The 20,239-nt window shown below is 64.6% G+C and carries 12 protein-coding genes and 1 tRNA gene; 4 read left to right on the top strand and 9 right to left on the bottom strand.

Going from position 1 to position 20,239, the window contains the following annotated elements; all coding sequences use genetic code 11:
• Nucleotides 1–132 precede the first annotated feature (132 nt).
• Nucleotides 133–1,332, top strand: a complete 1,200-nt coding sequence (locus VVT58_RS14545) for an IS256 family transposase (protein ID WP_327752448.1) — start codon at nt 133–135, stop codon at nt 1,330–1,332.
• A gap of 313 nt (nt 1,333–1,645) precedes the next feature.
• Here the strand turns inward: VVT58_RS14545 and VVT58_RS14540 are convergent, their stop codons facing one another.
• The 3 genes from VVT58_RS14540 to recJ all read right to left on the bottom strand — a co-directional run bounded on the left by VVT58_RS14540 (nt 1,646) and on the right by recJ (nt 4,996).
• Nucleotides 1,646–2,869, bottom strand: coding sequence for a phage integrase central domain-containing protein (locus VVT58_RS14540; RefSeq protein WP_327752449.1), 1,224 nt, complete (start codon nt 2,867–2,869; stop codon nt 1,646–1,648).
• 164 nt (nt 2,870–3,033) lie between these two features.
• Nucleotides 3,034–3,109, bottom strand: a tRNA-Glu gene (locus VVT58_RS14535).
• Nucleotides 3,110–3,229: 120 nt separating this feature from the next.
• Nucleotides 3,230–4,996 carry a single-stranded-DNA-specific exonuclease RecJ gene (gene recJ, locus VVT58_RS14530; protein WP_327752450.1) on the bottom strand — a complete coding sequence of 589 codons (1,767 nt, stop codon included), beginning with the start codon at nt 4,994–4,996 and terminating at the stop codon, nt 3,230–3,232.
• A gap of 137 nt (nt 4,997–5,133) precedes the next feature.
• On the opposite strand from recJ, the gene VVT58_RS14525 reads away from it, so the two are divergent.
• Nucleotides 5,134–7,221 (top strand): BamA/TamA family outer membrane protein, encoded by a 2,088-nt coding sequence (locus VVT58_RS14525; RefSeq protein WP_327752451.1) that lies wholly within the window; start codon nt 5,134–5,136, stop codon nt 7,219–7,221.
• On the top strand, nt 7,221–11,423 hold the full coding sequence (locus VVT58_RS14520; RefSeq protein WP_327752452.1) for a translocation/assembly module TamB domain-containing protein: 4,203 nt from the start codon (nt 7,221–7,223) through the stop codon (nt 11,421–11,423). The genes VVT58_RS14525 and VVT58_RS14520 overlap by 1 nt, the downstream gene beginning before the upstream one ends.
• A gap of 407 nt (nt 11,424–11,830) precedes the next feature.
• On the opposite strand, the gene recA is transcribed toward VVT58_RS14520, so the two are convergent.
• The 6 genes from recA to dapA all read right to left on the bottom strand — a co-directional run bounded on the left by recA (nt 11,831) and on the right by dapA (nt 18,012).
• A complete protein-coding gene (gene recA / locus VVT58_RS14515; RefSeq protein WP_066560453.1) occupies nt 11,831–12,904 on the bottom strand; it encodes a recombinase RecA in 1,074 nt (357 codons plus the stop codon).
• Between the two features lie 102 nt (nt 12,905–13,006).
• Complete coding sequence (locus VVT58_RS14510) at nt 13,007–13,363, bottom strand: response regulator (protein WP_066560455.1); 357 nt, start codon at nt 13,361–13,363, stop codon at nt 13,007–13,009.
• A 91-nt stretch (nt 13,364–13,454) separates the two neighbouring features.
• Nucleotides 13,455–15,881 (bottom strand): response regulator, encoded by a 2,427-nt coding sequence (locus VVT58_RS14505; protein ID WP_066562023.1) that lies wholly within the window; start codon nt 15,879–15,881, stop codon nt 13,455–13,457.
• A gap of 48 nt (nt 15,882–15,929) precedes the next feature.
• Nucleotides 15,930–16,523: a DUF2062 domain-containing protein gene (locus VVT58_RS14500; protein WP_327752453.1), complete on the bottom strand. Its 594-nt coding sequence runs from the start codon at nt 16,521–16,523 to the stop codon at nt 15,930–15,932.
• The gene (gene smpB, locus VVT58_RS14495; protein ID WP_066560460.1) at nt 16,523–17,005 is read right to left on the bottom strand and encodes an SsrA-binding protein SmpB; all 483 of its coding nucleotides are present in this window, start codon (nt 17,003–17,005) and stop codon (nt 16,523–16,525) included. The genes VVT58_RS14500 and smpB overlap by 1 nt, the downstream gene beginning before the upstream one ends.
• Before the next feature lie 128 nt (nt 17,006–17,133).
• The gene (gene dapA / locus VVT58_RS14490; protein ID WP_066560463.1) at nt 17,134–18,012 is read right to left on the bottom strand and encodes a 4-hydroxy-tetrahydrodipicolinate synthase; all 879 of its coding nucleotides are present in this window, start codon (nt 18,010–18,012) and stop codon (nt 17,134–17,136) included.
• Nucleotides 18,013–18,183: 171 nt separating this feature from the next.
• On the opposite strand from dapA, the gene VVT58_RS14485 reads away from it, so the two are divergent.
• A complete protein-coding gene (locus VVT58_RS14485) occupies nt 18,184–20,220 on the top strand; it encodes a lytic transglycosylase domain-containing protein (protein ID WP_327752552.1) in 2,037 nt (678 codons plus the stop codon).
• Nucleotides 20,221–20,239: the final 19 nt, after the last annotated feature.

Genomic DNA, 20,239 nt, shown 5'->3' with positions numbered 1-20,239 from the left:
GCTCGACGGTTAGCGAAGCTGACCGGACGCGCGCTCATCGATCAAGCGCAGTAGCGGCCGGTCAGTTTCGCGGGTGGCCATCGGAGATCTCGGATAGATTTGGGTTGCGAGACTCAAGCTATGGAGATCCCGATGACCAAGGAGATGATGGACGTTCAGGCGCTGCTGGGAAAGAGTGCCGACAGCGATTTTCTGCGCGAGATGATCGGCTTTGCCGCGCAGCGGCTGATGGAACTCGAGGTCGGTGGGCTGACGGGCGCCGCTTATGGCGAGAAGAGCGCAGAGCGGCAGGCCCAGCGCAATGGCTACCGCGATCGGGATTGGGAGACGCGGGCCGGAACGGTCGAACTGCGCATCCCCAAGCTGCGCACCGGCAGCTATTCCCCCGGCTTCCTGGAGCCTCGCCGGTTGGCGGAGAAGGCGCTGACGGCGGTGATCCAAGAGGCGTACATACAGGGCATCTCGACGCGCTCCGTCGACGATCTGGTCAAGGCACTCGGCATGAGCGGCATCTCCAAGAGCCAGGTCAGCCGGCTGTGCCAGGAGATCGACCAGCGGGTGAAGGCGTTCCTCGATCGGCCCATCGAAGGCGACTGGCCCTATCTCTGGGTCGATGCCACTTACCTCAAGGTACGGCAGGCGGGGCGGATCGTCTCAGTGGCGGTCACCATAGCGGTCGGCGTCAATAGCGACGGCCGGCGCGAGGTGCTTGGCATGGCGATCGGCGCATCGGAAGCCGAGACTTTCTGGACCGACTTCCTGCGCAATCTGGCGCGGCGGGGCCTGCGCGGTGTGAAGCTCGTCATCTCCGACGCCCATGAGGGTATCAAGGCGGCGGTGTCGCGTGTCTTCAATGCCACCTGGCAGCGCTGCCGCGTGCATTTTGCCCGCAATGCCATCGCTCATGCCGGGCGGAGCCGGAACCGTGTCGTCTCCGCGCTGATCGCCACCGCTTACGCTCAGGAAACCGCCGAGGCCGCCACGATCCAGTGGCGCAAGGTGGCTGATCAGCTTCGACCGGCAGTGCCCAAGCTCGCCAAGCTGATGGATGATGCAGAGCAGGATGTACTGGCATACATGTCCTTCCCGCCCCAGCATCGCACGAAGTTGCACTCGACCAATCCGCTCGAGCGCCTCAACGGCGAAATCAAGCGGCGAACAGAAGTGGTCGGCATCTTCCCCAACGAGGACGCCATCACCCGCTTGGTCGGGGCTATCCTGCTGGAACAAAATGATGAATGGGCCGTCCAGCGCTCACGCTACATGACACTGGAAAGCGTCGCCCAAATCGGCGATGATCCCCTCGTCACGCTGCCGCCTATGGCAGCATGATCAACCCGGCTCTAGCCGGAGATCGCCATGGCTCCGCCGGCGAACCTACACCACGTGTTGGGACACGATCCGCGGAGCCTTCGCCGCTCAACTACTAGGGATCGGCTCAGCCAATCTTGAAGGACCGAATTTGGGGCACACAGAAGTCCAGCTGCTTAATTGCATTTCAACGACCGGTTTCGGCCCGATTGGACATTCGAGCGTGGAGCGCGGGATGACTTGAACTGGGTCGGCGGCCGACAGATACCAGACCATCCGCACCTGGAGATCAAAAATTATGTGCTGAATGACCGACAAGGGTCGAACGTGTCGCTTATTCCGCCTTTTTGAATGGGCCTTTGAGGATCTTTGCGCCGTGGCGCAGGAAGTCGATGTGATCCGACCAATGCTGCATCATGCGGACGCGCTCGTCCCAATATTCCCCGCGCGTGTAGGCGCGGCGCACGGCATTGTTGTCGCAATGGGCGAGTTGACGCTCAATCGCGTCGGGATGCCACAGGCCCATTTCGTTGAGGAGTGTGGCCGCCATGGCCCGGAACCCGTGGCCGGTCATCTCATCCTGCGCGAAGCCCATGCGACGCAAGGCGGCGTTGATGGTGTTTTCCGACATGGGCCGGTCCACTGATCGCAAGGACGGGAACAAGAAGCGGCTATAGTCCTTATCGTGCTCGATGGTCGCGAGAATGGCGAGCGCCTGACGGGAGAGGGGGATCGTATGCGCCCTGCGCATCTTGGTCTTGTGCGGCGGGATGGTCCAAAGCGCCTTGTCGCAATCGAAGTCAGCCCATTCGGCGTACCGCAGTTCGCCGGGACGGACGAACACATGCGGGAGCAGGCGCAGGGCGGCCTTGGTGTTGGCATGCCCCTCGAACGCATCCAGCGCGCGTAACAGTCCGCCAGCCTCCTTGGCATCGGTGATGGCGGCGCGATGAACGGGCTTGGGCGCGATCAGCGCACCGCGCAAGTCGGCGGCCACATCGCGTTCGGCGCGGGCCGTGGCGATGGCGTAGCGGAATATCTGTGAACAGGTGCTGCGCAGGCGCTTGGCCGTCTCATATTTGCCCTTGCCCTCCATCTTGCGGAGCATCACCAGCAATTCCTGCGCGGAAATGGAGGCGATCGGGCGCTTGCCGACCGATGCATTGATGAAATCCAGCAGCCAGCGCAGCTTCTTCATGGTGGCGGCGGAACGGTCTTCGCGCTCAACCTTGACCAGCCATTCGTCGGCCACCGCCTTGAAGCTGTTGGACGCCGCCATCGTCGCGGCGAGCCGGTCCAGCTTGATCCGTTCCGCTGGATCTTCGCCCCGTGCCAGCAGCTTGCGGGCAGCGTCGCGTTGCTCGCGGGCATCGGCAAGGCCCGTGTCGGGATAGACGCCGAAGGCCAGGGTCTTCTGCTTGCCGAGATGGCGATAGTTCATTCGCCAGTAGCGTCCGCCATTGGGGGTCACATAGAGGAACAATCCGTCGCCATCGGTGAGCTTATAGGGCTTGTCGCGACCCTTGGCCGCCTTGATGGCAACAGCAGTCAGACCCATGATGGTATCTCCCGTCAGGGGAGCTTAGCTCTACCATCATATCTACCATTGGATTGTTGGTATGAGGTGGTATCTGCCTGCTCCGTCTGAGACGGTTATATCACAGAAAATCCGCAGAAAACAGCCATTTACGAGACGTAATGACACCTCCCAGGAGAGGAAGGTGGTGACCCCTACGGGAATCGAACCCGTGTTTCAGCCGTGAAAGGGCCGCGTCCTAGACCGCTAGACGAAGGGGCCACTGCAGTTCCACTTGGGCGTCACTGCGAAGCGAGGCGGGCATTAGGCGGTGGCTTCGGAGCGGTCAACCCCCTTTTCGTCATGTAAATGACGCAGAGCAAAAAATTGCCGATCCCCTCTTCAATCGGCCCAGGCGGCATCCTCCAGATGCAGTTCGGCAGCCGGGCGCGACCCCCAATCGTCGATCTTCGCCCGGCCCGCAATCCACAGCCGCCGGTCACGGGGCGCGCCCAGAATGGCCTGACCGAGATCGGATTCGGCCTGGCGGAAAGCGATGGTCTTGATCGAGCGGCCGTCGTCGCCCGCCATGATCGCACGCAAATGACCATTGCCGACGACATCCGCCTTGATGACCCGCATTGGCCCGGAAGCGATCAACGGCGCAGGCCAGCCCGCGCCATAGGGGCCGCCCGCGTCGATGGCGGCGACGAAGTCCGGATTGACCCCCGCAGGCGCCAGGACCGCGTCGATCAGCAGCGCCCGGTCGTCGCGAGCCTTGGCCACTGCGTTGGCAAGCCGCTCATCCAGAAATTCGGCCAGCGCATCGATCCTGTCCGCCGCAACCGTCAGCCCCGCCGCCATGGCATGGCCACCGCCCGCGACCAGCAGGCCGCTGTCTTTCGCTGCCAGCACCGCCGCGCCCAGATCAACGCCGGAGATCGAGCGGCCCGATCCCTTGCCGGTGCCATTCTCATCGATCGCGACGACGATGGCTGGGCGGCCCGCTTTCTCCTTGATGCGCCCGGCGACGATGCCGATCACGCCCGGATGCCAGCCCGCGCCCGATACCAGGGCCACCGCCCGATTGCCTTGCGCGGCGAGAAGCTCCTCCGCCTCAGCCTGAACGGCGGCCTCTATGGCGCGGCGTTCTTCATTGAGCTGGTCGAGTTCGGCGGCGATCTTCGCGGCCTCCGCCGGGTCTTCGGTGGTCAGCAGCCGCACGCCCAGATCCGCCTTGCCCACGCGCCCGCCCGCATTGATGCGCGGGCCGAGCGCAAAGCCCAGATCATGGCAGAGCGGCGCCCGCGTCAGGCGGCTGGCGTCGATCAGCGCGGAGAGCCCGATATTGCGGCGCTTCGCCATGATCTTGAGACCCTGCGCGACGAAGGCGCGGTTGAGACCCTTGAGTTGCGCCACATCCGCGACCGTCCCAAGCGCAACGATGTCGAGCAGTTCCATTAGCGGCGGTTCGGATCGCTGGGCGAACCAGCCACGCCCGCGCAACACCCGGATCAACGCCGCGCCGAGCAGGAACGCCACGCCCACCGCCGCCAGATGTCCGTGGGCGGCGGCTTCTGCCGCTTCATCAAGACGATTGGGGTTCACCAGCGCCAGCGCGTCGGGCAGCGACGCGCCACATTTATGATGGTCGACCACTACCACATCGACGCCTGCCGCCTTCGCCATGGCGAGCGCCTCGAAAGCCTGCGCGCCGCAATCGACGGTAACGATCAGTGTGGCGCCCTCGCCCGCCAGCCGGACCAGCGCTTCGCCTGATGGGCCATAGCCCTCCATCAGCCGGTCGGGAATATAGGGGCGGGCAGCCAACCCAAGATCGCGCAGCAGGCGGATCAGCAGCGCGGCGCTGGTGGCGCCGTCCACGTCATAATCACCGAAGATGCGGACATCCTCCCCGCGCGCCACCGCGTCTGCCAGCCGTTCGGCGGCGGCGTCCATGTCGCGGAACAGGCTGGGGTCGGGCATGAAATGACGGATGGTGGGATTGCGATGCGCCTCTACCGCGTCGCGCGGACAACCCCGCGCCAACAGCAATTGCGTCACCAGATCGTCGGGCCGATAGCCCGGATCGCGCCCGTCCCCATTGCCTCCACGCCACCGCCAGGGCTGACCGAGGATCGAATGGGTGATGTTGAGCGCAATGGTCATGGGTCCGCTCTAGACCGGTTGGGATTCGGAGGGAAGCGGTCGCCCTCATGACGCAAGCGGAACCGAAGCAACTTATTGCGCGTATTGCTATTCCCGCCCGCAACGGGCGCCGGGCAAAAAGGGGCAAAGCGGTTTCCATGGGTTCAAGGCAGAAGCGGGTCCGGCGAGCCTTGGGTCTGATGATGATGGCGGCCTCCCCCCTCCCCCTGATGGCCCAAACGCCCCCGCCCCAGCAGGAAGAACCGATCCTGCCCGACAGTGAGTTCGAGGCGCGGCGGCCCAAGACGGGCGAGGCTCCTGCGAACAGCAGCGCGCCCTTGCCGTCGATCGATCAATGGATCGATCAGCAAATGCCCGAGGCGAGCGCGACGCAGGAACTGCCGCCGGCAGTCGAGCCGCAGGAGGAACGCGAATTGGCGCAGCCGCTGCCGCCGCTCGACAGCGTGCAGGTGCCGCTGCAAGTCGCGACCGACGCCAACCCTCATGAAAAGACCGAAGCGGTGCGTTATGCGGTGGCGGTCGAGGGCTTCGGCAAGACGGGGCTGGAAGACGAGTTCCGCGACTCTTCCGCGCTGATCGATGGCGACGGCAAGGCCGACACCGCCGCGATGGTGCAGGCACGCGCCCATGAGGACGAGGCGCTGGCCATCCGGCTGCTCTATTCAGAGGGCTATTATGACGCGACCGCCCTCGCCTCGCTGGATCAGGCGGGCGACGCAGGGCTAAAGGCCATCGTCTCGGTCACGCCGGGCAAGCGCTACAGGATCGGGGACATCGTCATCCATGCTGGGCCGACGGTGCCGCCGAACCTGGTCCGCGACAGCCTGCCGCTCCAGACCGGCAACTTCATCGTCGCGGCGGCGGTCGAGGGCGCGGAGGCCAATGTCGGCGTCAAGCTGCCGGAAAACGGCTATGCCTTCGCCAAGGTCGGGCAGCGCGACATATTGCTCGATCCCGCGACAGCGACAGGCGACTATACGCTGCCGGTGGAAACGGGGCCGCGCGGATCGTTCCGGAGCATCACCACCACGGGCGAGAAGCAAGCCTTTGGCGCCGATCATATGAAGGGCATCAGCCGCTTCAAGCCGGGCGAACTCTATGACAGCCGCAAGGTCGACGATCTGCGCCGGGCGCTTGTGGCCACGGGGCTGTTTTCGAGCATTTCGATCGATCCCGTGCGCACTAACGAGCCGGGTCCGGACGGCACCGAATATGTCGACCTGAGCGTCACGCAGGAGGCAGGCAAGCCCCGCACGCTGGCCGGGGAACTGGGCTATGGCACGGGCCAGGGCTTTCGCGCCGAGGGCACCTGGACCCACCGCAACCTCTTCCCGCCCGAAGGCGCGGTGATCGCCAGCGTCATTGCGGGCACGCAGGAACAGGGCGCGTCGGGCACCTTCCGCCGCTCCAATGCGGGCAAGCGCGACAAGAGCTTCCAGACCGGCATCACGCTCAACCATCAGAATTACGACGCCTATGAAGCCTATACGGCGGGTCTCAATATCGGCTGGTCGCGCCAGTCGACGCCGATCTTCCAGAAGCGCTGGACCTACAGCTATGGCGCGGAAGTGTTGCTGAGCAACGAACAGGTGGTGGTCGACCCGGCGACGGCGAACAAAGCGCGGCGGACCTATTTCATCGGCGGCCTGCCGGTGCAGATCGGCTATGACCGCTCCAACGATCTGCTGAACCCGACCAAGGGCTTCCGCGCCAATTTGCGCGGGGAGCCGGAAGGGTCGCTACATGGTCGCTTCTCGCCCTATCTGCGGGCGACCTTCGACCTTACCGGCTATTATCCACTATCCGACAGTCTGGTGATCGCCGGGCGAGCGCGGGTCGGCACGATCAGCGGGGTGAAGCGCGACGATGTGGCGCCCTCCCGGCGCATCTATGCCGGCGGCGGCGGATCGGTGCGCGGCTATGGCTATCAGGAACTGGGGCCGAAGGACGCGAACAACGATCCGATCGGCGGCCGATCCGTCAACGAATTCGCGGTCGAGGGCCGCTACCGCTTCGGGGACTATGGCGTGGTCGCCTTCGTCGATGCGGGTCAGGTCTATGAAAGCTCCATGCCGCAATTTTCCGACGTTCGTTACGGCGTCGGCATCGGCGGGCGCTTCTACACCAATTTCGGACCCTTCCGCGCGGACATCGCCATGCCGGTCAACCGGCAGCCGGGCGAGTCCAAATTCGCGCTCTATATCGGCATCGGGCAGGCATTTTGATGGTGGATCAGACCCCTCCCACCGAAACGATCATCATTCGCGAGAAGCGGCCGCTCTGGCAGAAGATCGCGCTGGGCGCGGTCGGCCTTGTCATCGCGCTGGTGGTTTTGGCCGCCGGGCTGCTGCTGTTCCTCAACACCCAGCCGGGCAAGACATTCCTGATCCGCCAGATCGCCGCGCTCAAGCTGGAATCGGGCATGGCGATCGAGGTCGGCCGGATCGACGGGTCGATCTATGACGACATGACGATCCGCAATCTGGTGCTGCGCGATCCCAAGGGCATCTTCGCGGTCAGCCCGGAAGTGCATGTGGTGTGGAACCCCTTCCGCTACATCAACAACCATATTTCGGTGCGGCTGCTGGAAAGCCCGATGGTGGTGCTGGCGCGTAGCCCGCAGTTCAACGTCACCAGGACCGATCCCAATGCCCCGATCCTGCCCGACCTCGACATCGACGTCGACCGGCTGAAGATCGCCCGTTTCCTCGTCGCCAAGCCCGTCATCGGCCAGAAGCGCGAGATCGCCATCGACGGCGTCACGCATATCGCGGACGGCCGGGCGATCCTGTCGGCCAATGCGGTGGTGGACAGCGGCGACCGTTTGGCTGCAAGCTTGGACGCCGTGCCCGCACAGAACCGCCTTGCCATGAAGGGTAGGCTGACCGCGCCCAAGGGCGGCGTGATCGCGGCAATGAGCGGCCTGACTGACGGCTTCACCGCGACATTGGACGGCAAGGGGACATGGCAGGCGTGGAACGGACTGCTGGTCGCGACCTCGGGCAAGGGAGAGTTGGCGAAGATCGCGCTCGCGGCCCGGGACGGCAATTTCACCGCAAAGGGACCAGTGCGCCCCGGGCTGGTCTTTGCCGGGACGGTCGACCGGCTGACCACCCCAGCATTGGACGTCGATCTGTTCGCTGGCCTCAACGAGCGGCGGGTGAGCCTCAAGGGATCGCTGAAATCTCCCGCTCTTTCCGCCACGGCGCAAGGTCTGGTCGACCTCGGCAAGAGCCGGTTCAGCGCGCTCAAGATCGATGCCGCGCTACTCACCCCCGGCGCGATCATGGAAAAGGTGAAGGGCCGCGACGTGCGCGCCTCCGTGATCCTTGACGGGCCGATGGCGACGCCCTTCATCGACTATGACATCACGGCGAAGCAACTCGCCTTCGACGCCACCGGCATCGAAAATCTGAAAGCCAGCGGGCGCGCTGTGATCGATGCCGACCGCATCCGCATTCCCGTGAGCGCCACCGCCAGCCGCGTCACCGGCCTCAATGCGGCGGCGGGCGGCCTGTTGCACAATCTGCGGGTGAAGGGCGACTTCGCTTATGCCGCGGGCAAGCTGATCAGCGACAATCTGAAGATCGACAGCGACCGGGTGGACGCCACCGCCATCGTGCTGGCCGATCTCGACAACGCCATTTATCGCGGCGCGCTCAAGGGCCGGGTGAACGACTACAAGATCGATGGCGTCGGCATCGTCAATCTCAACACCGATGTGCATCTGGTGCCGGGGCCGAGGGGTGGCTTCGGTCTGGATGGCAGGTTCGGCGTCCGCACCGCGCGGTGGGAGAATGCCTCGGTCCGCGATTTCCTGGGCGGCAATGCCGTGATGTCGGGGCGCATCGGCATGACGCCGGAGGGCAAGTTCACGCTCGCCGGGCTGAAAGGCGCGGCACCCAATTTCAAAGTCCATTCCGGGTCGGGCAGCTATGATACGGACGGCGCGATCAGCTTCGACGCCAAGGCTTCGTCCCGCCAATATGGTCCGTTGGCGCTAACCGTGCGCGGCACGATGGAACGACCGCAGGCGGTGCTGCGCGCTGCCCGGCCCAATATCGGCGTGCAGTTGCATGACGTGGTCGCGAAGCTGCATGGAGAGGCGGCAGGCTATCGGCTCGAAACCATCGGCGGGTCGCCCTATGGGCCCTTTTTCGCCAATGTACTGATCCGCACCGCGAAAGGCCCGCTGATCGTCGACATCACCAGGGCGCGTTTCGCCGGGGTCGACATGAACGGTCGCGTGCAGCAAAGCCCGGCTGGTTCCTTTACCGGCCAGCTTGCCATGAATGGCTCCGGGATCAGCGGCGCGGTGAAGTTGATGGCAGTGGGTAAGGCGCAGGGCGCGCAGCTCAATGCCATCGCGAGCAATGCGAAGCTGCCGGGCGAAGCCGATGTGGCGATCGGCCGCGCGCTGATCGCGGCGAATATGGTGCTGGCCGACCAGCCTCAGATCACCGCCGACGTACAGATGGCGAACGCCGCCTATGGCGGTTATGTCGTGCGCAAGGCGCGTGGGCGGATCGACTATCGGGGCGGGCGCGGCCGGGCGCAGCTCGTCGCGGACGGATCGACGGGCGCCCCCTTCTCCATTGCGATGAACACCGCGCTGCGGCCAACCCTCTACGCCATCGCGCTGGAGGGCCGGGCGAGCAACATCCCCTTCCGCTTCGCCCAGCCCGCCATCATCCGTATCGAACGCGGGGGCTATCGCCTCGAACCCGCGACCTTGGTGCTGCCGCAGGGCCGCGTGGATCTCGCAGGCCGCTTCGGCCAGCAGACGGCAATGCAGGCGCGCTTCAAGGATTTCGACCTGGCCATCGTCAATATGGCGACGCCGGGCCTGGGCGTCAGCGGCAAGGCCACCGGCACGCTGGACTTTACGCAAAACGGATATGCTTTCCCGACCGCAACCACCCGCCTTGCAATCAGCGATTTCCGCCGCTCCAGCCTGACCGCCGTGTCCGATCCGGTATCGATGGCGATCGAGGGCAAGCTGTCCAGCGCGGGCGGCGACATGCGCGGTCTCATCCGGCGCGGCAATGCGACGTTGGGCCGCTTCGTCGCGACGCTCGCCCCACCGGGACCGGGGGCGAACTGGAGCGAACAACTGCAGTCCGCGCCGCTGGGCGGCGGCATCCGCTATGCCGGACCGGCCGATGTACTTTTTTCCTTCGCCGGGCTGGCGGATCAGCAATTGACGGGGCCGATTGCGGTCGCGGCGGATTTCGGCGGGCGGCTGACCGCGCCGCGCCTCAATGGCCTGGTGCGCGCCAATGCGCTGACTTATGAGAATGAGAGCTTCGGCACCCGGGTCACGCAGATGCGGCTCGATGGGCGGTTCACCAACGACCGGCTCGACCTGCGCGACTTTTCCGGGCGTGCAGGGGACGGGACCGTACAGGCAAGCGGCACTGTAGGGTTGGCGGCGGAAAGCAGCTATCCGATGGACATAGCGGTGAAGCTGAACCGTGCGCGGCTGGCGCGCAGCGACGCGATCACCAGCGTCGTCAGCGGCACGCTCAACATCGGCAACAGCGCGGCCAATGGCGGCCTGATCAAGGGCGACCTGTCGCTCCCGGAAACCCGCTATCGCGTCGCCTGGCAGGGCGGCACCGATATACGCCAATTGACCGGCGTCCGGCGCAAGGGCGAAGGCTCCGACCTGCTCGACCAGCGCCTCGCCGTGCGACAGGCAGCGGCCAAACCGACGCCATGGAAACTCGATGTCCGCGTGCGCGCCGATAACGAAATCTATGTGACCGGCATGGGACTCGATTCCGAATGGAAGACGAACATGCGCATCACCGGCACCGCCACCGATCCTCGCGTGATCGGAAAGATCGAGGTGATCCGGGGCCGCTACAGCTTCTCCGGCCACCAGTTCGATCTGGAACAGGGCGTCATCACCTTCAACGGCCCGATGATGAACCCGGCGCTGGCGATCCGCGCCGACACCCGGATCGACGATGTGACGGCGGGGATCGCAGTCGGCGGCACGGCGCAAAGGCCCGATATCGCCTTCGTCTCCACACCGACGCTGCCGCAGGACGAAATATTGGCGCGCATCTTGTTCGGGGACAATGTGGCGAACCTCTCCGCCACGCAGGCGATCCAGTTGGCGGCGGCGCTCAACGGCCTGCGCGGGGGCGGCGGCGGCCTTAATCCGATGGGCAAGCTGCAAAACGCCTCAGGCGTCGACCGCATCGGCATCGTCGGCGGCGACGAAGCGACCGGGCGCGGAACGTCGCTCTCGGTCGGCCAGCATATTTCCAACAATATCTATGTGGAGGTGATCACCGACCCCAAGGGTTTCACCGCCACGCAGCTTGAAATCTCCCTGTCCAAGACGCTCAGCCTGTTGTCGAAGACCGGCACCAACGCAGGGTCGTCGGCCAATCTGCGCTATTCGAAGGATTATTGAGCCCGTTCGGCGGTAGCGGGCGATGGGACCAAAATTGACTGTCGGCCTTGAAGAAAATCGAGCAGCTTTGGGTGCACGGCGGATCTTCAATTTCCGTTCGCCCTGAGCTTGTCGAAGGGTCTTACTGAGCGAAGGCGAAGCATGGGAACCTCGCTCCTCTCGGCTGAAGGCTTCGACTTCGCTCAGCCCGAACGGATATCTCGCGTCAGCAATTGGCCATTTCCAGCCACGATAGCTCTGCCACCGTATCGCTTCAATGCCACCAGCGAATTTCTGGCGCATATATCCTTACGGTAAAAGGCCCGCTGCGCCAGTCGCGCAGCGGGCCTTTTCAGTGCGTGAAGCGACAGGCGGGCAGTGTCGCGCCGAGGTTCTCCGGTTGATCTGGCCGGAAAGCCTGTCAGCGCTTATTCGCCATCATCCTCCGCTTCGGGTCCGGCCATCATCCCTTCAGCCACTTCCTCGGTCTTGCCGCGGATCGCCTTTTCAAGGCGTTCCGCCATCTCGGGATGTTCTTTCAGAAAGGTTTTCGCATTCTCGCGCCCCTGGCCGATGCGAACCGAGTCATAGGAGAACCAGGCGCCCGATTTCTCGACCAGACCCGCTTTCACGCCAATGTCGAGCAGTTCCCCGATCTTGGACACGCCCTCGCCATACATGATGTCGAATTCGACCTGCTTGAATGGCGGAGCCACCTTGTTCTTGACCACCTTCACCCGGGTCGCGTTGCCGACAATGTCTTCGCGGTCCTTGATCTGGCCCGTGCGGCGGATGTCGAGACGCACCGAGGCGTAGAATTTGAGCGCATTGCCGCCGGTCGTCGTTTCGGGATTGCCGTACATGACGCCGATCTTCATGCGGACCTGGTTGATGAAGATCACCAGGCAGCGCGAGCGCGAGATGGAGCCGGTCAGCTTGCGCAGCGCCTGGCTCATCAGGCGGGCCTGAAGGCCGACATGGCTGTCGCCCATTTCGCCCTCGATTTCCGCACGCGGCACCAGCGCGGCGACCGAATCGATCACCAGCACGTCGATCGCATTCGATCGCACCAGCGTGTCGACGATCTCCAGCGCCTGTTCGCCGGTATCGGGCTGCGACACGATCAGTTCGTCGATGTCGACGCCCAGCTTCTTGGCATAGCCGGGGTCGAGCGCATGTTCCGCATCCACGAAAGCCGCGGTGCCGCCGGCCTTCTGCGCTTCGGCAATGGCATGCAATGCCAGCGTGGTCTTGCCCGAGCTTTCCGGGCCATAGATTTCCACGATGCGCCCACGCGGCAGGCCGCCAATGCCAAGCGCGATGTCCAGTCCCAACGATCCGGTCGAGATCGCCTCGATCTCGATCTTCTCGCGGCTGCCCAGCTTCATCGCAGAGCCCTTGCCAAAGGCACGGTCGATCTGGGAAAGGGCCGCTTCCAATGCTTTCTGTCTGTCCATTGTCCCTGTCTTCTTGGAATCGATGAGTGAGAGCATTGCTGTCATCGGCCTATCCCCTGTCAAGCGGAACACGCCGATTTAAGTGGCGCGTGGCCACCATGTATCCCGTTTGTTCTTATGGAACAAGAGGGGAACGAAAATTTCCCTTTATATTCCCAGCGCCTTGTTCAGCGCGCGTTCGACCGCGCCGATGGTGAAGGGCTTGGCCAATGTCGGCCGGTCCGCATGGCCGGTCGGCAGATCGTCCGCCATGCCCCCCGTCGCAAAGACGAAGGGTATGCCGCTCTGCGCCAATATGTCCGCCACCGGCCAGCTTTTCTCACCATGCAAGTTGCAGTCGAGCAGCGCCGCGTCGAAGCCGCCCTCACGCGCCTTGACGCAAGCCTCATCGACCGATTCGGCAATGGCATGCAGCCGGTAGCCAAGCGTGTCGAGATAATCCTCCAGCATCATGCCGATCATTGCTTCATCCTCGACGATCAGGATGGTCTTGCCGTCAGACATGCTTGCGGTCCCCAATATTGCCCATCGCTGCCCCAAACGCGATTTCCGACCAGCATAATTCCCCGGCTGCGCAGAAGTTCATTCTCCAAACTCACTCCGGCGCCGGCCGCATCGCCAGTGCATCCCGCGCCGCTTCCGCCAACTGGCTGACAGAAAAGGGTTTTGGCAGGAAGGCCACATTGGCGATATCGATCGATTTACGCAACTGCTCCTCGGCATAGCCCGACATGAACAGCACCGGCAGGTCGGGATGGCTGGCCCTGGCCCGCGCCACCATGGACGGGCCGTCCATATTGGGCATCACCACGTCCGAAATGAGCAGGTCGATCTTTTCATCGCCGCCCAAGACTTCCAGCCCCTGTTCGCCGTCATTGGCGGTCAGCACCTTATAGCCCTGCCGCGTCAGCGCGCGTTCGGCAACGGCGCGCACCATATCCTCGTCCTCCACCAGCAGCACCGTGCCGGTGCCCCAGGTTTCGCTGCGGCGGACCGGCGCCTTGGGCTGGGCGGCCTGATCGGCATCGGCGCCCTGATAGACCGGCAGGTAGATGACGAAGCTCGCCCCGCGCCCCAGCTCGGACTCCGCGAAGATGAACCCGCCCGACTGCTTGACGATGCCGTAGACGGTGGAAAGGCCCAGACCGGTCCCCTTCCCCAATTCCTTGGTGGTGAAGAAGGGCTCGAAAATCTTCGAGAGAATATCGGGCGGAATGCCGAGGCCAGTGTCGGACACCCGCACCGCCGTATAATCGGCAGGCGGCAATATGTCCGATCGCATCTCCCGCACTTTGGCGGCGGGCACGGCATAGGTCTGGATATTGAGCGTGCCGCCTTCCGGCATGGCGTCGCGCGCATTGACCGCCAGGTTGACGATCACCTGCTCCAATTGGCCAGGGTCGGCACGCACCGCGCCCAGATTGCGGCCATGGGTGACTTCCAGCTTCACGCTCTCGCCCAGCAGGCGCTTCAGCAGATTGGAGACGTCCGCGACGATATCGGGCAATTGCAATATCTGCGGCCGCAACGTCTGCTGGCGCGAGAAGGCCAGCAACTGCCGCGTCAGCCCCGCCGCGCGGTTGCTGTTCGACTTGATCTGCTGGATGTCGTCATAGTCGCTGTCGCCCGGCGTATGACGCATCAGCATCAGGTCGCAATGGCCGATGATCGCGGTCAGGATATTGTTGAAGTCATGCGCCACGCCGCCCGCGAGCTGGCCGATCGCCTGCATCTTGGTCGCCTGCGCCACCTGCCGCTTGAGCTTGCTTTCCTCGCTATTGTCCTTGAGGGACAGCAGCACCGCCGCCTCGCCCAAGCCCCGCACACCGGCAAGGCTGAGCGCGATCGGCTCGTCGGGCTGGCTGCGCATGCGCACGGCGACGTCGCCCGACATTTGCGGTCCGACCGCAAAGCGCCGCACCGCATCGGCCACCGCCGCCTGATCCTCCCGCACCACCAGATCGCCAGGATAGCTCGGCTTTTCCTCGACCTTGAGGCCCGCCGCCCGCGAAAAGGCCTTGTTCATGAACAAAACCCGTCCGTCGCGATCCGCCATGGCCAGACCGAAAGGCAGCAAGGACAGCAGGGTTTCGATATAGGAAAGCGCTGATGTCCCACCCGCATTGCCCGCCGGCTCGTCGATCAGCAGCAGCAGCATCGGCCCGTCCTGCGCGCCCGATTGCGCGCCGGCGGGCTGGGTGGCGCGCTTTAGCGGCACCTGCAACAGCCGCAGCGGAATGCCGCCCGATTCCTCCCGCGCCAGGAACAACCGCGCCTTGTCGTCCACCCGCATATGCGCGGCGAAATCGCGGCCGGTGATATTCGCATCGATCCGCCCGGCGGCGCGCAGCAGGAAAGCGCCATTGGCCGCCCGGATGCGCCCTTCGCCGCCGATCATCACCGCCATGATGCCCGCCTCGCCCAATTGCCGCCCGGCTTCCCCGGTCAGCAGGCGATGCACGTCATCCAGCGCGCTCGGCTGGCGCACCGGGGAAAAGCGCCACAGCAGATAATCTTCCGACCGGCCGGTGCGGCCAATGAAGGCGTCCAGACGCAGCGCGCCCTGAACGATCCCCTCGACCCGCGCTTCGCCATCGCGCCAGGCGGCGCGGGCGGCATTGCCCAGATTGTCGGACAGGGCAGCATCGCTGGTGATATGCGGCGGCGCGGGAAATCCGGGGAACCACTCCCCGAACAGATCGCTGGCGCAGACCAGCCGCCCGGCGCGGTCAGTGACGGCGATCGCCATGTTGGACGCATCCGCCGCAGCCCGCGCCACCGTCCAGTCGGGCACGGCCTCGCCCACCGCCACTTCCTGCGGATGGAGCTTGCGATACCAGCTCAGCAGCGCCGCCCCGGCCAGCACCGCAGCGCCGAAACCGGCGCCCAGCGCCCAGTTCCCGGCGGCATAGACGACCAGCCCCGCCGAAATCAGCGCCAGCAGGATCAGCAGAGGCAGGATCAGAGGCGACGGCCGGTCAGCCGCCCAAGCGTCTCCATCCCTGATCACACGCGCGGACACGGCCCGGCTATCCCCCTGCATTCACAATGGACTTGCCGCCCCTGCCCGTCAGGCCGAAGCGACTTCCTCCAATGCGCTGCTTTCGAGTGCCTTGCCAATCCTCAATTTGCGCGCATGCCATTTCCGGCCCATGCGATGGCGCCAGATCCAGTCGGCCAGGAAATAGCCCACCACCGCGAAAGCGAGGGAAATCAGCGCCAGCCCCAGCAACATCGCCGGCGCCGCTTCGGAAAAGAGCCAGGCGCACCAGTCGCGGATCGAGGCATGTTTGTCGACCAGCGCCATGAAGCCCGATGCGTCGGCGCTGCGTCCCAGCATCCAGTTGCCCATCCACACCGACGCCATCAGGAACAGCGGCGTCGTCGCGGGATTGGAAAGGAAGGTCATCGCCGCCGCCAGCGGAATATTCGCACGGAAGGGCAGCGCCAGCAGCGCCGCGCCCGCAATCTGCACGCCGGGGATCAGCAGGAAGATGCCGACCAGCAGCCCCAAGGCCACGCCACGCGGCACCGACCGCCGGGTAAAGCGCCACAAGGACGGCTCCAGCACCCGATGCGCCACCGGGGCCAGGAAGCGATTATGTTCCAGCGACTCGCGGGTCGGGGCATTAGCGTGCCACCAGCGGCTGAGTCTATTGTCCATCAGCGATGCGCCTTCATGATGCGCTGCTGATCGCGCTTCCAGTCGCGTTCCTTGATCGTCTCGCGCTTGTCATGGGTCTTCTTGCCCTTGGCCAGCGCCAGCTCGACCTTCGCCTTGCCGCGGCTGTTGAAGTAGATCGACAGCGGCACCAGCGTCATGCCCTTGCGCTCCACCGCGCCGTGCATCCGGGCGATCTCCCGCTCATGCAACAGCAGTTTGCGGGGCCGCTTGGGCTCATGGTTGAAGCGGTTGCCATGGCTGAATTCGGGGATGTTGCTGTTGACCAGCCACACCTGCTCGCCCTTCAGCTCGGCATAGCTTTCCGCGATATTGCCCTCGCCAAAGCGCAGCGATTTGACCTCCGTGCCCTGGAGGGCAATGCCCGCCTCGAACACATCCTCCAGGAAATATTCGAATTTCGCGCGCCGGTTCTCGGCAACGATCTTCTTCTTGTCGAAGGCTTCGGGACGGGGTCGGGCCATCAGTCTTTTCTAAACTTCCGTTCGATTATGGCGTTCGTGTCGAACCCAGTCGCATCCTATACGCACTGCGCCCGGTCCTTATTCCGGGCACGCGGCCCGAAAGAAGGGGATATGGGGACGGCGCAGCCTTATACCAGTCCGGCAATCTCCAACGCCCGGTCGACGGCGGCGCGGCTCGATTCCGACGGCCAAGTGATCGGCAAGCGGACATCGCCGGGCATGTCGGGCCGGACGCGCGTAAGGGCGTATTTGACCGGGCCGGGTGAAGAATCGCTGAACAGAGCATCATGCAGCGGGTAGAGACGATCCTGAAGCGCCAAGGCACCATCCCAATCTCCGCACGCAATTGCTTTCTGGAAATCGGCGCACAGGCGCGGCGCGACATTGGCCGTGACCGAGATGCAGCCCTTCCCCCCCATGGCGTTGAATCCCAGCGCGGTTTCGTCATTCCCGGAAAGCTGGCAGAAATCGGGCCGGCAGGCGAGGCGCTGTGCGCTGACCCGCCCCAGATTCCCGGTAGCGTCCTTGATGCCGACGATGGACTGGAATTCTTCGGACAGGCGGTGGATGACGGGGACGCCGATATCGGTGATGGTGCGGCTCGGCACATTATACAGCACGATCGGCAGGTCGCAGCGCTCGGCCAGATAGGCGAAATGCTGATAGACGCCGTCCTGATTGGGCTTGTTATAATAGGGCGCGACCACCAGCGCCGCATCGGCGCCCGCCGCCTGCGCCGCGAACATATGCTCCAGCGCGATTCGCGTGTCGTTCGACCCGCAACCCGCGATCACCGGCACCCGGCCCGCCGCCTGGTCGACGCAGATGGCGATGACGCGATTATGCTCCTCGACCGTCATGGTCGCGCTTTCGCCGGTCGTGCCGCAGGGCACCAGAGCGCTGCTGCCCTCGGCAATCTGCCAGTCGACAAAGGCGCGGAAAGCCGCCTCGTCCACGGCGCCATCGCGGAAGGGCGTGATCAGCGCCGGAATCGACCCGGAAAACATCGCAAACAAACTCCTTCAATTCACCGGGATTCCGGGGCATCATAGCGTCAAACACGCGAACGGCGCGCTATAGCGCGTCATTCAGGGCCTGATAAGGATGCAATTGCGATAATGTCCAGTAGGGTGACATCTCGTAATCCTGAATTAACCCCAGAAACCGTCATGGTCCGTATGCCTTTGATTGCTCTTTTGCTTTTTACCGCAGGCGCCAGCGCCCAGACGGAAACGCCCGTGCCAGCACCCGCTGCGGCCTATCCGCCGGGCGCCGTGGTGCAGTCGATTCCCAATTCCCATGAGCCGAGTCCCTGGCAACAGGCGCAGGGCCGAATCGGCATGGCGAGCGATCCCAGCATCTCCGGCACGATCAGCCAGTGGCGCGGGCTCCAGCAAAGCGATGCCCTGGGCTTTTCGACCTATGCCAGCTTCATCATGGCCAATCCCGGCTGGCCGGGCGAGGACCGGATGCGGCGGCTGGCGGAAACCGGCATCAACCCCAACAGCTATGATCCGGGTCAGGTCGTCGCGTTCTTCACCCGCTTCCCTCCGCGCACCGCCACCGGCAATGCGCGCTATGCGCTGGCGCTGATGCAGCAGAATCGCATGGGCGAAGCGCGGGTCGCCGCGCGCAATGCCTGGATCGGCGGCACGCTGTCGCCCGATGACGAAGCGCGGCTGCTCCCGCTCTTCGGTTCAAGCTGGACCTCGGTCGAACATGACCTGCGCGCCGACATGCTGCTGTGGAAGGGCGACATCATGGGCGCGCAGCGGATGCTTGGCCTTGTCTCGCCCGCCCGCCGCCCGGTCTATGAGGCGCGCATCGCTTTCCGCCAGAAGGCGCCCGATGCCCCGATGAAAATGCAGTTTGCGGAAAGCATCGGCGCGAGCGACGCGGGTTTCGTCGCGGACAAGGCAAGCTGGCTGCTGGGCACCGGCAACTGGATCGCCGGCCGCCAATATCTCGCCAACCGCCCGGCGCTGACCTTCCGTCCCGGCGACGCGGAAAAATGGTATGAGACGCTGCTCACGCAAGCCCGCGCCGCCGCAAATGACAGCCAGTGGAGCTTCGCCTACGGCATCGCCAGCAAGCTGGACGACGCCTATCTGCCCGGCACCGACGTCAACACGCGCCCGATTGGCGAGCGCGACGATTATACCAGCCTCGCCTGGCTGGCGGGGTCGACGGCCTTCTACAATCTGAACCGGCCCGCCGACGCGGTGGAGATGTTCCGCCGCTACGCCACCGCCGCCAAATCGCCGCAGACCCAGTCCAAGGGCTTCTATTGGGCCGGGCGCGCCGCGCTCCAGGCGGGCGATGCCGCCAGCGCGAACAGCTATTTCGCCCGCGCCGCCGTCTTCCCGGACCAGTTTTACGGCCAGCTCGCGCTCGAACGGCTGGGCAGCCCGATCCCGGCCCCTGCCGCTGTCGAGCGCCCGGTGGAAATTTCCGCTGCCGAACGCACCGCCTTCGCCAACCGCTCGGTCGTCCGGGCGGTGAAGGCGCTGGGCGAAATGGGCTATTGGGAGGATCAGAGCAAATTCGCCCGCGCCATCGCGAACAATGCCGACAGCGACGCGGACCATTATCTGGCCGTCGAACTGGCGCAGAGCATCGGCCGTCCCGACATGGGCGTGATGGTCGGCCGCCGCGCCGTGTCGAGCGGCCTCACCGGCTATGGGACAAGCGCCTTCCCGCGCGTGCCGGTTCCGACCGAAGCGCAAGTTAACTGGACCATGGTCCACGCCATCGCCCGGCAGGAAAGCCAGTTCGACCGGCAGATCGTCAGCCATGCGGGCGCGCGCGGCCTGATGCAGCTCATGCCCGGCACGGCGCGGGAGCAGGCGGGGAAACTGGGCATGAGTTATGACCCCGGCGCGCTCAACGATCCCAGCTACAACATCATGCTGGGTTCCTCCTATTTCCAGCGGATGCTCGACTATTATGGCGGCAGCTATCCGCTGGCGGTGGCGGCCTATAATGCCGGGCCGGGCAATGTGAACCGCTGGATCAGCGCCAATGGCGACCCGCGCCTGCCCGGCGCCGACATGCTGCGCTGGATCGAGCAGATTCCGCTGTTCGAGACGCGCAACTATGTCCAGCGGGTGCTGGAAAATGCCGTGGTGTACGAAGCAATGAACCCGCAGCGCGCGCGTTTCCGGGGCACCACGACGCCGCTGTCCAAATATCTCGGCAAGCAGACACCGGGCTGAACTTGGTTTATGGGCAGGG

Source organism: Sphingobium sp. SJ10-10 (assembly GCF_036038995.2).
GTDB lineage: Bacteria > Pseudomonadota > Alphaproteobacteria > Sphingomonadales > Sphingomonadaceae > Sphingobium.
The sequence above is the reverse complement of the archived record's forward strand: the minus strand, read 5'-3'. Positions and strand labels throughout refer to the sequence as shown.

Coding starts and splice junctions, on each gene's coding strand:
- VVT58_RS14545 (WP_327752448.1), top strand. CDS start 133: ATGACCAAGGAGATGATGGACGTTCAGGCGCTGCTGGGAAAGAGTGCC.
- VVT58_RS14540 (WP_327752449.1), bottom strand. CDS start 2,869: ATGGGTCTGACTGCTGTTGCCATCAAGGCGGCCAAGGGTCGCGACAAG.
- recJ (WP_327752450.1), bottom strand. CDS start 4,996: ATGACCATTGCGCTCAACATCACCCATTCGATCCTCGGTCAGCCCTGG.
- VVT58_RS14525 (WP_327752451.1), top strand. CDS start 5,134: ATGGGTTCAAGGCAGAAGCGGGTCCGGCGAGCCTTGGGTCTGATGATG.
- VVT58_RS14520 (WP_327752452.1), top strand. CDS start 7,221: ATGGTGGATCAGACCCCTCCCACCGAAACGATCATCATTCGCGAGAAG.
- recA (WP_066560453.1), bottom strand. CDS start 12,904: ATGACAGCAATGCTCTCACTCATCGATTCCAAGAAGACAGGGACAATG.
- VVT58_RS14510 (WP_066560455.1), bottom strand. CDS start 13,363: ATGTCTGACGGCAAGACCATCCTGATCGTCGAGGATGAAGCAATGATC.
- VVT58_RS14500 (WP_327752453.1), bottom strand. CDS start 16,523: ATGGACAATAGACTCAGCCGCTGGTGGCACGCTAATGCCCCGACCCGC.
- smpB (WP_066560460.1), bottom strand. CDS start 17,005: ATGGCCCGACCCCGTCCCGAAGCCTTCGACAAGAAGAAGATCGTTGCC.
- dapA (WP_066560463.1), bottom strand. CDS start 18,012: ATGTTTTCCGGGTCGATTCCGGCGCTGATCACGCCCTTCCGCGATGGC.
- VVT58_RS14485 (WP_327752552.1), top strand. CDS start 18,184: ATGCCTTTGATTGCTCTTTTGCTTTTTACCGCAGGCGCCAGCGCCCAG.